Source organism: Flavobacterium alkalisoli (assembly GCF_008000935.1).
Classification (GTDB): Bacteria; Bacteroidota; Bacteroidia; order Flavobacteriales; family Flavobacteriaceae; genus Flavobacterium; species Flavobacterium alkalisoli.
Map to the genome: position 1 here is coordinate 2,187,994 of NZ_CP042831.1, position 15,676 is coordinate 2,203,669.

The window sequence follows — 15,676 nt, forward strand, 5'->3', positions numbered from 1 at the left end:
TGCACCAAACTATAACCAAAATACCCAATCATTATGAAAACCAACTTCACAAAAAGAGTTGCCATATATACCAAAAGTATGGCTTCAAAATTCATAAGAAAAAACTATGCCCCTTCTTTGCTGGGAATATTTTTACTTGTTGCAGGGCAGGCCACTGCTCAGGAATACTGTACACCTCAGTTTACATCAACAGCAGGATTAACCTGTGATAATTACAGGCTTAGAAATGTAGTAATAGGAGACATTAATAACGATGTAACAGGTGCAGCCTGTTCCGTTTCCGATTATCTTTCATTAAGTACTACACATGCTCCGGGTGAGACTGTAGATTTTTCTATTACTATAGGCAACTATATGTCTTTTGCTATCTATGCAGATTTTAATCTGGATGGTGATTTTAATGACGCTAACGAAATGCTGTTTGCGGGTCATCCGGACTGGCTTACTACAGTTGAAACCGTAACATCTACTTTTGATATTCCGACAGATACAGAACCTGGTACCTACCGTATGAGAGTAGTAGGTATTTGGGGTGATAATCCGGAGAATCCTCCTATTACAGAAGGTCAGGCATGTGCTACTTTTGTTAGGGAAGGTAACGGTAACTATCATGACTATACTCTAGTGGTAGGTGAGGCTGCCGCTACATATAATGCAGCTGTTACCATTACTTCGGGTTTTAACCACGATATTATTGCAAATGGTGTAGGTAATGCATCTCAAAGTACCACAATGAGTTTTGACCAAACCAATACACGTGCACTGGTATCGTTAGATTTTCAGGCAACCTCAGGAGCTTCTTTCCCAACTTACGGATTACCTGCTAACGGTGAGATTACTAGTGCGGTTACTACTGATGTTACTTTCCAGCTTGCAGATTATTCAGGTAATAATGCACTTTTCCTTACACCGGATTATGTAGGTACAGGAACAAATACAGGTACACTGGCGTTTTCGGCTCAAAATGTAACCGATTTATATTTTCTTGCCGGATGTGCAGGCGGAGGCATGCAAACATTACCTTTTACGGCTACGGTAAACTTTAGTGATGAGACCAGTCAGACAGCAAGCCTTATGGTAAACGACTGGTATAATGGTACAGGTTCTGCTATTCAGGGTATTGGAAGGATAAATACAAGCAACAACAACCTTGAAGGTGATGCTTCAAACCCAAGACTATATGAAATTACTTTAGCAATAGACGAAGAGAACCAGGAAAAAACAGTTACCGGCATTACTTTTACTTTTAATGGCGATAGTACTGCTGAATGGGCTAGTGAGATTCGTATGTCAATATTAGCAGTGAATATAACAGCTACAGAAGCTCCTGCTTCGGCCGAGTGTGTGTTTACCCCGCTATCATTAACAGGCTTTAATCACGATGTGGTGGCCGAAGGTACAGGAGGTGATGCAAACGATAAAACAACACATCCTATAGACGGTGCTAATGCCTTTTACGCTCAGGATTTTGTTCCTACGAACCCTCATAGTTCAGGGGCAAGTGCCGCTGCTTACGGAGGAGGGCTTCCAAACAATGGGATGGTATCAAGTAGTGCAACTGAAGGTTTAACCTACCAGTTAACATCTTATTCTGAAAATAACGGACTTGTACTAAGAAATACTACAAGTAATACAGGTACCCTTGAACTTACCGAACAGAAAAAAGCTGAGAGGGTTTATGTTGCATGGGTAAGTGCAGAAGGTGCTAACAGTGTGGATGTTCAGGTTAATTTTGCTGATGGCTCTTCACAAACTTTTGCAGGTCAAAACGCTACAGACTGGTGGTCTACAAGTCCTGATGCCAGTACGGTTGCAATGGGAAGCTTAGGTAGAATATCTGTTATTACTACAGCAGCTTGGGCTCCGTTAAACAGCTTTAGCGGACTTACGCAAACTCAGCTTTTCCAAACTGAATTTACACTTAACGAAGAGAATTATAATAAGCTTATAAGCTCTGTTACATTTACAAAAGCAACTTCTTCTAATGATGCTACAACAACTGCCGTAATCGCTATAAGTATTTGTGAAACACAGTCTGATGTTGTAGAGACATCAGTAGTTGTTACCACTCAGGATGATGCACTTCCTGAAATTACAGAAAATGAGGGTACGCTTCAGTTAATAGCGACTGTTACTCCGGAAGAAGAAACTGTACTTTGGACGGTAGAACAGGGAACTGAATATGCTTTTGTTGATGAAAACGGATTAGTAACTGCTATTGCAGACGGTACAGTAGTAGTTAGGGCTACACTTTCTTCGGATGATACAGTATATGATGAAATTGAAATAACAGTTTCTAACCAGAATATTGATGTTACAGCTATTGAAGTTGTTGTTGAAAATGATGCCGAACCTACTATTACAGAAGAAAACGGGACATTACAGCTTTTAGCGGTAATTACTCCGGAAGACGCTACAGTTACAGATGTTACTTGGAGCGTAGAGGAAGGTACTGATTTTGTTTATGTAGATGAAAACGGACTTGTAACAGCTTTGGCTAGTGGTACAGCTACGGTAAGAGCTACTTCTGCAGACAATGCTGAGGTTTATGGCGAACTGGAAGTGGTTGTTACTATTGAAGCATTAGGTACTATCGATTTTAATACTACAACATTTACTGTATATCCAAACCCTGTATCTTCAGTTTTATACATAAATGCTAACAGTAATGTTAACGAAGTAAAAGTATATAATATGCTGGGTCAGGAAGTTTACACTGGAACTTCAAACGAAATAAACCTTCAGGATCTTCAGGCAGGATATTATGTTGTAAAAGTGCGTTTTGAAAATAATACTCTGGCTACTTCAAAAATACTAAAGAACTAATCTTAACTAAACTATAGCTGTGTCAGTTTCCCTTCAGGATATTCTGCCTGAGGGGCTGCACAGTGATTTTATTTCTTTAGGAAAAAGAAACGCTATGCACATAATTAACTACAAACAATAAAATCGTATGAAAAAGATAGCAAGAAAAATATTAATGTTTTTCATTCTTTTACTGGCCATAAGAGGATATGCCCAGCTGGCTCAGGAAGGGTTTGAGGACATTACTGTCTGGCCACCTACAGGCTGGACTATTTACAACAATGGTATAGGGCCTGTACAGTCATGGAAGAGAACTACATTAGGCAATACAATATTTCCCCCACACGAGGGAGACTATGCTGCTTTTATTGACAGAGAGAATGTAAGCGGAACTGTACCTGCACAAGACTGGTTAGTTACGCCATTGGTATCATTACCTGTTAATGCACAGCTACGTTTTTTTTCAAGATTAACCATAAATGGTGATACAGGAGGCTTGTATAGAATAATGGTATCTACAGATGCCGATCCGTCAAATCTAGCCGCCTATACTCAGGTAGAAGAATGGACTGAATTGGAAATAAACCCGATTCAGCAGCTTTATAATGAAGTATTGGTATCCCTATCGGGTTTTACAGCGGGTACAAATGTATATATAGCATTTGTTATGGAAGGTGATGATGCCGATCGTTGGCTTGTAGACAATGTTTCGGTAGTGGAAGAATGTCTGGCTCCAACAGCATTGGCTGCTGCTAATATTGGTACGGAAACAGCAGATTTATCCTGGGACGGAGGTGTAGCAGGAGAGTGGCAAATAGAAGTTTTACCTGTAACCGATGCTCCAACAGGTACCGGTGTAACTGTTACCGGAACAGCTGAGTATAACCCAACAACGCTTATAGAAAATACAGATTATAAATTTTATGTAAAAACAGTTTGTGAAGCAGGAGTAAATGAGAGTGGATGGGCAGGTCCCTTCTTTTTCAGTACGGTAGGTTTAGGGGATACCTGTGCGGCTCCCCTTGAAATAGCTACGCTGCCTTTTGCAGTAACAGACAATACCTCAAACTATGGGGATGATTATAATGGCGTTCCGGGTGCTACCTGTGGTGCTACACTAAGTTATTTAAACGGAGATGATGTGGTATATTCTTATACGGCCCCGGCAGATGGGGTTATAAGCATAGACCTTGAGGATGTAGGTACTTATGTAGGGCTTTTTATTTATGATGATTGTGCAGATATAGGTGTTGCCTGTATTGATGGAGGTGGGTCTGATTTCTCGGCAACTCCTGTGTCAATACCAACTTTTTCAGTAACCGCAGGTACTACTTATTATATTGTTATTTCAAGCTGGTTATCACAATCGGCAGCCTATAGTTTAACAATACAGCAGGTAAACTGCCCTCCGCCAACAAACCTTTCTGCTTCAAATGTAGGTTTGGATAATGCCGATCTTACATGGAACGCAAACGGATCTGCTTCATGGGAAGTAGTAGTACAGGAAGAAGGTACAGGTATACCTGCAGGAGCGGGTACAACAACTGCAGTTAATACAGATTATAATGTTACCGAAGAGTTTGATGGTACGCCTTTAGCTTCGGCAACAAACTATGAATATTATGTAAGGGCAGATTGTGGAGACGGTACTTTTAGCGCCTGGGCAGGGCCTTATTTATTTAGCACGTCAATATGTGATGTGGCTGATCAATGTACCTACACTTTTATCCTGACAGATAGTTTTGGTGATGGCTGGAACGGTAATACAATAAGTATACTTCAAAATAATGTTGAAGTAGCAGTTTTAGGCCCAGGATTTAACAATGCAGGACCTTTTGAGGTAACGGTACAGGTATGTAATGATATGCCTATTGAGATTTTCTGGAATTCTGGTGGTAACTGGGCTGCAGAAGTTGGACTGTTTGCTCAAAACGGATTCAATCAGAACTTTTATACAAAACCTTCTGGTACAGGTTCTCAAAATACATTACTATACACAGGAACGGTAGATTGTGACGAACCACTGTGTTTAACACCTACAGATATTACTGTATCTAATGAGACTACAACCAGTGTTGATTTGACCTGGAATGACGTTCCCGGTACTTATGAATACTTTTATGTAACAGCAGGATCTCCGGCACCTACAGCGACTGATGAAGGTACCGAAACTACCGAAACATCGGTTACTGTTGAAGGTCTGGATCCTTCTACAAACTATGATTTTTATGTAAGATATATATGTGCGGACGATTCTGTCACTAATTGGGCAGGTCCTACAAGCAGTCACACTAATGTTTGTGAACCGGAAGATCAGTGTATATTCACTTTTGAGATGACCAGTGAAGCAGGAAACGGCTGGCAGGGTAACACAATGGTGGTTTCTCAGGGAGGAGTAGAGATACAGGTAATAGGTTCTACTTTCACTTCTGGCTCATCAGCAACGATTGATATTCCGCTTTGTCCGGATGTTGATATAGAGGTATACTGGAACACCTCAGGTTCTAATACAGTAGATAAAGGACTGATTATTTATAGTCAGTATGAGGATATATATTCTAAACCTGCCGGTTTAGGAGCTCAGGGAACTGTAGTAATTGCTGGTACCGTTTCATGTGATGAACCTGTATGTCCTAAACCTCAAAACATTGAGTTAGTAGGGGCTACTTCGGCCACAGCTACATTTGGCTGGGATGAGACGGGAGATGCAGATGCATGGGAAGTATGGGTACTTCCTTCAGGCTCGCCAATACCAACAGAAGCAGGAGAGGAAACTTCGGAAAATCCATATACGGCAGAAAACCTTGATTCAGCAACAACTTATGTGTTTTATGTAAGGGCAAATTGTGGAGATACTGATGGATACAGTACATGGTCCGGTCCGTTTGATGTTACCACAACTATTGAGAATGATGAGTGTGACGGAGCTGTAACAGTTCCTGTGAATATGACTAATGATTGTGTAGACTTTACCGAAGTATCATTTATGGGTGCGACTCCGTCTGCAGAAGCGGTTTGTACAGGAGTAAACGGGGGAGATGTATGGTATGATTTTGTTGCCGAAGCACCAACTCATATAATAACCTTAAGTAATTTTGAAGTAGGTGGTACGGCAGCTCAGCCTTATGTACTTTCCCTTTATGAAGATGCTTGTGGTGCTGCTCTGGGCACACCGTTATACTGTAGTGAGAACAATGCTATTAATGCACTTGGACTTACTGTAGGCAGCACTTATAAAATAAGGGTTTCTCTTAACTCTACTACTCCAAACTCTTCTCTACATGTAAGTGATTTATGCATTACTACTCCTGATACCAACGGAAACGGAGCTTCACAATGTTTGGTAACTACTATTAACTCTGATTTTGAAGAACCGGTGTTTGATTTGGGAGGATGGGCTATGTTCCATCAAAATGCTGTACCGGGTTGGAGAACAACCGCATCAGATGGTATGATTGAGTATTGGGGCAATGGCTTTAATGGTGTACCTGCTTATAGCGGAAACCAGTTTATTGAACTTAATGCCAATTTAGTATCTGGTGTATATCAGGATTATGTTGCACCACCGGGAACTGTTTTTGAGTATGGTTTTGCTCACCGCGGTCGTCAGGGAACAGACACCTGCCAGCTTTTAGCCGGACCTCCGGGAGGACCATACCTTCCTGTGGGCGATCCTGTTTCTACAGGCACAACCGCATGGAGTTATAATACAGGTACTTATACGGTTCCTGCCAATCAGGATGTAACGCGTTTCATTTTTGAATCTGTAAGCAGTGTTGGAGGTTCAACCATAGGTAACTTCCTTGATGCCATTACATTTAATGCCAATACTGGTATTGTTACTCCAAGCCCGCTTGAAATAGACTGTTCAGGTCCTGTAGCCAATATAGAAGCTATTGGAGGTGGTACATGGATAGCTTATGATAACAATCCTTCTGAAACAGTAATTGAGGATCCTGATAGCAATATTACCACAATTACGGGCTTTACTATTCCGGGTGACTATTACTATGAATGGTCAACACCATTTTGTAACAGCACACTGGTTGTGACTTATTCCGGGATTGATATTCCTACACCTGTTGTTAGTGATGTTATATACTGTGAAGGTGCAGATGCTATAGCTCTTACAGCAGAAATACTGGAAGGATATACCATTAACTGGTATGATTTGGAAGACGGAGTGGCCCTGGCTGAGGCTCCAACACCTGATACATCTGTTGCAGGTACAATTACTTATTATGTAAGTCAGTCAAACGTAAACGAATGTGAGAGTCCGCGCACGGCTATAGAGGTATCGGTTATTGCCATACCGGTAGCAGATATTATGGAAGATGTTACAGGATGTGATGTTTATATACTTCCTGCATTAAGTGAAAACAATAATTACTATACAGGACCTGACGCTACAGGAGATATGTTAGTAGCAGGAAATGAGTTGTCTGAAAGTCAGACTGTTTACATCTTTGCACAGGTTCCTGATACGGAATGTTCAAGTGAAAGCAGTTTTGATATTACAATTACTTCCACTCCGCTACTAAGTGTTAACCAGGGATGTGAGGGAGGACTTTATTTAATGGAAGTAGCCCTTGATGTTAATTATACCGAAGATACCGTGAATATTGATTGGACTGATGCTAATGGTGCTATCATCGCTACCGGATTAACAGCTACGGCTACAGAACCGGGAGATTATGTAGTTACTGTAACACCTATAGCAGGTGATATGTGTTCTTCATCACTTGAAGTTACTGTAGATAATGTTGCGTGCATGATTCCTCGCGGTATTTCACCAAATGGTGATACCATGAACGATAACTTCGATCTAACAGGATTTGGTGTAACAAAAATAGGCATCTTTAACCGTTACGGTAAGGAAGTTTATAGTCAGGGTGTATATAATAAAGAATGGTACGGACAGGATAAAGACGGTAATGAATTACCTACCGGAACTTACTATTATGCTATTGAACTTAGTAATGGAGAAAATAAAACCGGATGGGTCTATATAAATAGAGAAGATTAGTAGTTTGTTCAATGCGGGCTGTCATTGGGAGTTTTAAAAGCTTAAATTTTTTCATGATCATAGCAAAAAATGAATAAAAGGCAGTCCGCTATTTAACACAACAAAGAAAAATACACACACATGATAAAATAAATACTTTATTCTTTATGTTGGGTTAAATTAATAAATACTATTTCTGTCCGGTTTTTTAACCGTTATACAACAAAAAGGGCATGGGAGTTTTAAATTTCCGTGCCCTTTTATATTTATGAGCGTAAATCTTATTTTCTTTGATACATACTAATGGCTACTGAAATTTAACAAAGCAATATATCTCGCTCATTTTTATAATAGTTTTAGTTCCTTTTGCATTTTGTAGTTTATACTTTATTTTTCTAATTATATTTTATAAAAGATTAAAGTAGTGGTTGTGCTAACTTTCTCAGTCTATCGTTTTGAGATGAGCCAGATACGCGACGTATTAGGGTTTACATTGTTGAATTAATTTTATCGGTTATATAATAAAAAAATGCCTTTTTATGCCTGCGTACCGTATCGGCGGCGGCTTCCGCCTGCGTGAGCCAAAAATCAAAGGTCAGGGTAGGATTATCCCATGCACCGCGAAGGGGCAGTTCGTTATCGCTCAGGTGGCGGTGGGTGGCGGTAATGCCCTCGAGTATGCCTGTACCCTGTCCGGGAACAGGGCAGCAAGGAGTTTACCCTTGTCCATATTGTTCATGCTTTGCAGTGGTTTCATAAGAGTAGGTTTTGTGGCAGCCCCGCAGGGCGGGGCTACCGTTATACATCAGTTCATCAGCAGGGCAGCCGCCCCGCCTTGTACAAAATCGGCGCAAAGGTCAAAGGCTTTCTGTGCGCGGGTCTGTCCCGTACCCCCGAGGTACAGGGATTTCATTTTGTCCTCGTCGGTCTTGAACGGGCGCACGTTTTGGTAGTAGCCCGTCACGGCATTGTACGCCCCGAACACCGTGCCTTTGGTGGTCTCGAGTTGCTGCGCCCCGTCTGCCATGGCATATTCAAAGGCGGCTTCACAGCTGTTTTTAAAGACGCTCGAGAGTTCATCTTGCGCCCCTTTTTTCAAAAGGTCAAAGGTTTCCCTGTTGGGGCATAGTGCGAGCTGTATCAGTTTCTTAACCTCGTTATCTTCCATACGCACTTTAGCCCACTGGTTAAAGATCTCCTCAAGCTGAAGGCTCAGGTTGTCCGCCAATCCCATGACCCTGTGGGCCTGCTCCAGGCGTTCCCTAGCCCCTGCGGTATGACGTATACGTACTACATTGGTAGCGGTGCGAAGCGCAGTTTGGCACACAATACGCACAGGCGTAAAGGCTGCGGTAATGCTTCCGCTGCCATCGTGGGAGGTGGTCAGGAAAATATACTTTTGTGTTACATCATCCCCGTTGCCCACACGGATATAACCGGGCAGTTTAGCGGTAATAAAAATGCGTTCACCGTTGCCGAGTGCGCCTGCGGTTTCGTACAGTGTGCCCTCGCCACCGTCTACAATGGCATCGAAAAAGGCGAACGCATCCGCATTTTGTACGATTTGGTAGTCTTTGCCCACCACGCCAAACACGGCTTTGGTATCGGTGCGCATGGTGGCGAACTGGTCGGGTACGGGGTACGTCTCGTAACTGCCTGCATCCCTTGCGAAAATCGGGGCTTTGGTAACATCATAGTCCAAGCCTGCAAAGGTTATCGCTTCACGGCTTGTCGGGTAGTTTTCCACTATCTGCCCAAGCCCGTGCCATGTGGGCTGCTTTACACTCATAAAGGCATGTTGCCCTGTTGCTTCATTGAAATTTATATTATGTGCCATAATGTTAAAAATTAAAGGTTAAACGGTTTTAAAACGGGAGGTCATCGTCAGAGGCTGTACCATTGGGTACTACTTCGGCTTCGTACACGGGTGCTTCGCTTGCTGCGGTCTGGTTTACAGGCTGCGCTTTATCTGTGGCTACCCCGCCACCGTGCAGGGTAATTTTGGAGGTGTGGAAGTTCAGCCCCGCCTTAGCGTTGCCTTCGCTGTCCACCCAAGCCCGTGCACTTACACGCCCCGAGAGTTCTACAATCGTCCCTTTGGTGAGGTACTGCGCTATGCCTGTGGCTATCCAGTAGGAACAGTCAAAGAATTCGGTCTGTGTGATACGTTCCCCGCTGCGCGCTTTGTAGCTGTCACTAACCGCCACCGAGAAGTTCACTACCTGCCTGTTGTCGGACAGCGTACGCACCTGGGCATCCGCTGTCAGTCGTCCTGTAATTTCCATAATCGAAAGATTTTAAGTTTGACAAAATGTTCTATCTGCTTTCCCCAATCCCGCATACATTTTCCAAAAGAAAAAACGGAAAAAAAGAAAGCCAGCCCAAAGCGGGCGGTAAGGGCGCGGCGTGCTATAAGTCCCGAAGGGTGGCCCGCGCGGCAGCCGGAGCCATTATGCGCACGGAGCAACCGCCGCCTGCTAGCTTAGCTGCCCTTTTTGGCCGTTTTCGCATTGGAAATGTTTGGCTGTAACCTCGTAAGTAAGTTTCATGGGCAGTACTACTGATGGCAGTAAAACCTGTAATAGTGGCTGTCTGCTCCTCATTAAAGAAGGGTTCTGTGTAAGTCCGATCTTAGTAGGCCTATTACGTCGGTTGTCCATGAGCCGGAAAATGCGGTTTTGCGGTAGCAAAACCCACTTCGCCCTAAGCAGAGTACCATACTATTTGATTTAAGGTGGCTAATGAAAAAGGCCCCGGGGGCTTGGCGGCGTTATGGAAAAAGAAAAAGACAGTATGTTTATAATAAGTTCCCCGGCCATTATACGCTCCGGTAGCGATAGAAATATAATAGTGAACAACTTCAACTACCTGTTCTTATCACTTTGCTTTCTTAAATCCAGAAGCCAGGCTATGATTGAATAACTATCAGATCGTGAATGCCTATCGTGAAAAGGCGAAAATTCTTTCAATAAAGGGAAGGGGAATAAAAAAACCTGTAAACAAAAAATTTACAGGCCGTTATTAGAGAGGTTGGAGAAATAATATTATACGGTCTGCAGACTGCCTTTTTTGTCCTCGAAATAGTAATTTGTAATGTTCCAGGTAATCATTACAGCAGAGAAAAAATAAAGATTGAGCATAAGTGCTATCCCCAAATGTAGGGCAATTGTAAGGTATAGCCAAACAGTCCTTGTTTTGTGTATGTTAATAAATAAGGGATAAAACAATTCTACAATAATAGTGAACCATCCGGCCGCTACAAATATCCAGGGATGATTACCCAAAAAGTCAAGATTAATTTTAAAATCATTTGTAAATCCGATAAGATGAATAGCTTTCCATACGGATTCACCATTACGCCAGTTATATCCTATAATTTTCTCAAAACCTGAAACAAAATAGGCGATACAGATATGAATCTGGAATGCCCTTCTGAATGGTGTAAGGTCCGATTTTTCCTTGATGCGCCAAAGATAGCCGCGAAGGGAAAAATAATCATCTGACGGCATTAAAGCAATATACATGAGTGACATACTTGTGAAAAAATCCACACCATATGAAAAAAGATAACTTGATTTTATAAGTGAAACCTGCAGGATTAACAGTAGGATTGCCGAAATTCTGGAGAAGAAACCGATTATTACTAAGATTCCCAACAAAAAATAGGTACACTGAAAGATTTTAATGCTCAGGCTCTCTGAATGTATATAGGGATTGAGAAAGTCTATGATGGCTGCTAGATTTTTATTTACTAATTTCTTTGGATTTTATAACCGAGTGCGATATCACTTTGTAATTTGGATTTAAATTATATCCACTTCTTTCTAATCCGGACATTTTTGTTTTCAAAGGCTGATTCTCCCTACCTTTTACGAAATTCCCTGCAAAAATTATTCAATTTTTGCAGATGTTGCCATTGATTTATTATTATTCTCTGCTGTTTTTAAGAAATTTACTTCTCTATATTTCATTGTGTAACCAATTAAATTTACTACCATGAAGAAAACTATTACTATACATTTTATCTCATTTTTGGGTGCTCTGTTTTGTTTGAGTAGCGGACTGTTTGCTCAAGGGCAGAAGACCTCGAAGCCTAACATTCTTGTCATCTGGGGTGATGATATCGGAACCTGGAATATCAGTCATAACAGTAGGGGAATGATGGGCTACCAAACGCCCAATATAGACAGAATAGCCAGGGAAGGTATTTCCTTTACCGATTATTACGGGCAACAGAGCTGTACTGCGGGAAGGGCAGCATTTATAAGCGGAGCTGTGCCAGTTCGTTCAGGTATGACCAAAGTAGGTATGCCCGGGGCTAAACAAGGCTGGCAAAAGGCAGATGTAACCATGGCCACAGTGTTGAAAAGCAACGGTTATGCGACCGGGCAGTTCGGCAAGAATCATCAGGGAGACCTGGATGAGCATTTGCCTACCATGCATGGATTTGATGAATTCTATGGCTGTCTCTATCATCTAAATGCCTCTGAAGAGCCGGAAAATATGGATTATCCAAGAGATTTGAAGTTGGAAAATGGTAAAACTTTTTTAGAACAATTTGGTCCTAGGGGAGTGCTTGACTGTAAGGCTGACGGAAGGGGAGGACAGACGGTAAAAGACACTGGTCCTCTTGATAAAAAAAGAATGGAAACAATTGATGATGAAACAGTAGCGAGAGCCATTGCCTTTATAAAAGCTAAACATAAGGCAGGTGAACCCTTTTTTTGCTGGTGGAACGGCACCAGAATGCATTTTCGAACCCATGTAAAGACTGAGCATCGAGGAATCTCAGGTCAGGATGAATACAGCGATGGTATGGTAGAGCACGATATGCATGTCGGTGAGCTGTTAAAAGTTCTTGATGAACTGGGCATTGCCGATAATACAATTGTTATGTATTCGACAGATAACGGGCCGCATTATAATTCATGGCCCGATGCCGCAACCACACCATTCCGGGGAGAGAAGAACTCAAATTGGGAAGGTGCCTACAGGGTTCCTACTTTTATAAAGTGGGCAGGTCATTTTCCTGAAGGCATCACTTTAAACGGCATTGTAGCGCATGAAGACTGGCTACCTACTTTTGCTGCTGCGGCCGGGGATATGACCATAAAGGATAGATTGCTAAAAGGAGCAACCCTTAACGGCAGCACCTACAGGAATTATATTGACGGCTACAATCTGTTAGATTATTTATCGGGTAAGTCGAAAGTATCGCCCAGAAGTGAATTTTGGTACATAAATGATGAAGGTCAGGTAGTTGCTGCCAGGTACGGCGACTGGAAAGTGGTTTTTCTGGAGAACAGAGGGAAGGAACTGGGAGTCTGGCAGGAACCTTTTGTAGAGTTAAGAGCTCCGATTTTATTTAACCTGAGAAGAGATCCTTTTGAAAAAGCACAACACAACTCCAATACATATAATGACTGGATATTGGATCGTGCATTTATAGTTGTTCCAATTCAGACTATGGCTGCAAAGTTTTTACGGACTCTGGTTGACTACCCCCCGAGTCAGGTTCCCGGGTCATTTAATCTGAGTGGGATAGAAGAAAAATTAAGAAATGGTACGGGAAGATAATATAGTTATTTAGACAACCAATTTTGTAATCTTTCCCCTGTGACAGTCAGCGAATGTACAGCAGCTGTGGCAGGGGGCTGATTTGAAGTATTTTTAACTCTTAAAACAGGTAGACCAACATTTTACAGCCAATCGTGAATTAATATATTGACGGTAGTTATTTATCATATGCCTGCAGGTCCTTAAGATATTCCTTAGGCCTTTGACCGGTGAACTTCTTGAAGGCGGTTGTAAAGGTGTTACGATTGCTGAAACCGCTAAGTTTTGCTATACCTTCCAGGGTATGAGACCTATGCATATCGCGCCCAATAAGATCAAGCGTGTGCTGTACCCTGAGAGCGTTAATATAGTCATTATACTTGACATTTTTTTTACTGTTGAACATCATTGAAAGGTACTGAGTAGGGATACCAAGGTCCCTTGAAATTTCATTAAGAGTATAGTGTGGCCGTAAAAAAGGTTTTTCTGATGAAAAAAAATGACTGTCAATAAGTCGCTCTATTTCTGCGAGTCGTTCCTCGCTTAGATAAACACCTTTGTTTTCTGGTTCAACTGTTTCAAGAGTCCCTCGGGCCTTGTATTCCGGCACGGGTATTAACTTAAGTTCATCAAGGGATAAATTTTCCACGCCATAGAGTATTTTCGGAAACAGGAATATCATTATGGAAGTCAGCCCGGTTCCGCCTCCGATGTAAAGGAAAAGCAGTATAGGATTAAATTCATCGCCTTTAGTGAGAAGGGCAAAAGGTGGTATAAAGGTAAAGGCCTCTGCAATCATGAAGAGTGTCAACCAGCGTAGCCAGATATTTTTTTTTGCATCGATATTGTTCTTAGAGATAAAGCGGTAGATAAGTATGCATTGCAGTATCCAGTAGGTCAGTGACTGTATGTAGTTAAGGGCCGTATAGAACCCCTGAGGAAACAGTACGCTCTCGCTGAACATAATCAGGGTATTGTTGTAGTTTTCGGTATCACTAAGCCATGTTTGCTTTTCTGCAGCATCCAGAAGAAACAAAGGCAGATAATCTATTATGTATACCAGGGCAGGTATGAAATGCAAAAAATCGGCCTTATCGATGTTTTTTCCGGTTAGCACGGACTCTATAAAAAGATAAGCCAATGGTGTGGAGACAAGTAAGGAAATGTAGCCCGTCCTGTAAAAATGAGGATAGTCCAGGATGGTTCTTGTTGTTATAAGGATGGTTATAAAAGACTGATAGGCAATCAGGAAATAAAAAATTGCAAGCAATCTGTTTGGACGCTTTGCTTCGGAAGAATAAATCAGAAGTGTGGCGCCAGTAAAAACGGACAAAAACAATACAAAAGACAAGATGGTTGAAAAAGCCTCGAACATGGTAGTGTAAATTTATAGCTAGTTGTCTAAATTTACAAAAAAAATGCAGTATCCTAATTGTAAAACGATATTCTTAAGATAAACTTAATTTTACGACTCTTTCTTTAAGAATACCATACTTATTGATAACATTACAATTGCGGCAGGGATTATGAGCGACTGGACTGTTATCTCTTCCCCACTAAATTTTTTTTCCGCAATTCCGGCAAGATATGACACCAGAAACGTCGTAAGTATGGTTTCCCACAATATAACCTTGAGCTTGATAAAACTGTTAATCATCAGCCATTCGGGAACTTTATCTAATATTCGTTTATTGTTACGACTGTTACTAAATAATGTATAAACTCCAACAGAGAATATAAAAAATACAAGGGCTATCAAGAACATATCCAGGGACTTAAGTAGACCTATAGCAATAATGGTTGCTGATGAATCCGCTGTATGAAAACTTTCCGGTTTAAAAGTAAGTACGAGTTCATAGATACCAATTCCTGTCAGTATGATTCCTGATACAAAGACTATTACGGCAATAATTGATGCAATATTTCCTACCTGATTTAATAAATTTCTCATGATTGTTTTTTTTTTACGCTCTGAAATTAATCATGTTTATTTTTTAAAGTAGGTTTTTCTGCTTTAGGCGTTGCCAATATTTATCAAATTTGACAAATACATATAAAAAATTTGGTTTTGACTACCCGCTACCTTTACAAGCTTTGTTGGATAATAAAATTTACCAACGGCTGTTGAGGGTAAGTGCATTCAGATCATGAATGAATCTACGCGAGGCTGCTGGAAAGAGGGAAAAAGTAGAATTGGCTTCCAGTAAGGATACTGTCGCTGTTAATGGTCTGCTGCAAGGGCTGCACCGTAGGTGGGAATAAACAGCGCTTTCCTTTGCTATAGCAAAAGTTGCAGCAATAAAAAAGGAA

General features: G+C 41.5%; 8 protein-coding genes. 3 read left to right on the forward strand and 5 right to left on the reverse strand.

Going from position 1 to position 15,676, the window contains the following annotated elements; all coding sequences use genetic code 11:
• The first annotated feature begins 33 nt into the window (after window positions 1-33).
• Together FUA48_RS09720 and FUA48_RS09725 are read left to right on the forward strand one after the other, a co-directional pair.
• A complete protein-coding gene (locus FUA48_RS09720) occupies window positions 34-2,826 on the forward strand; it encodes an Ig-like domain-containing protein (protein ID WP_147583353.1) in 2,793 nt (930 codons plus the stop codon).
• Window positions 2,827-2,953: 127 nt separating this feature from the next.
• The gene (locus FUA48_RS09725; protein ID WP_147583354.1) at window positions 2,954-7,831 is read left to right on the forward strand and encodes a fibronectin type III domain-containing protein; all 4,878 of its coding nucleotides are present in this window, start codon (window positions 2,954-2,956) and stop codon (window positions 7,829-7,831) included.
• A gap of 784 nt (window positions 7,832-8,615) precedes the next feature.
• Here the strand turns inward: FUA48_RS09725 and FUA48_RS09730 are convergent.
• From FUA48_RS09730 to FUA48_RS09740, 3 genes are all read right to left on the reverse strand, one after another.
• Complete coding sequence (locus FUA48_RS09730) at window positions 8,616-9,647, reverse strand: DUF932 domain-containing protein (protein ID WP_147583355.1); 1,032 nt, start codon at window positions 9,645-9,647, stop codon at window positions 8,616-8,618.
• 28 nt (window positions 9,648-9,675) lie between these two features.
• Window positions 9,676-10,095: a single-stranded DNA-binding protein gene (locus FUA48_RS09735; RefSeq protein ID WP_147583356.1), complete on the reverse strand. Its 420-nt coding sequence runs from the start codon at window positions 10,093-10,095 to the stop codon at window positions 9,676-9,678.
• A gap of 759 nt (window positions 10,096-10,854) precedes the next feature.
• On the reverse strand, window positions 10,855-11,541 hold the full coding sequence (locus FUA48_RS09740) for an HTTM domain-containing protein (protein ID WP_147583357.1): 687 nt from the start codon (window positions 11,539-11,541) through the stop codon (window positions 10,855-10,857).
• Between the two features lie 265 nt (window positions 11,542-11,806).
• Between FUA48_RS09740 and FUA48_RS09745 the strand changes: the two genes are divergently transcribed.
• The gene (locus FUA48_RS09745; protein ID WP_147583358.1) at window positions 11,807-13,387 is read left to right on the forward strand and encodes an arylsulfatase; all 1,581 of its coding nucleotides are present in this window, start codon (window positions 11,807-11,809) and stop codon (window positions 13,385-13,387) included.
• Between the two features lie 157 nt (window positions 13,388-13,544).
• On the opposite strand, the gene FUA48_RS09750 is transcribed toward FUA48_RS09745, so the two are convergent.
• The gene (locus FUA48_RS09750; RefSeq protein ID WP_168196968.1) at window positions 13,545-14,636 is read right to left on the reverse strand and encodes a helix-turn-helix domain-containing protein; all 1,092 of its coding nucleotides are present in this window, start codon (window positions 14,634-14,636) and stop codon (window positions 13,545-13,547) included.
• Window positions 14,637-14,831: 195 nt separating this feature from the next.
• On the reverse strand, window positions 14,832-15,317 hold the full coding sequence (locus FUA48_RS09755; RefSeq protein WP_147583360.1) for a YqhA family protein: 486 nt from the start codon (window positions 15,315-15,317) through the stop codon (window positions 14,832-14,834).
• Window positions 15,318-15,676 lie beyond the last annotated feature (359 nt).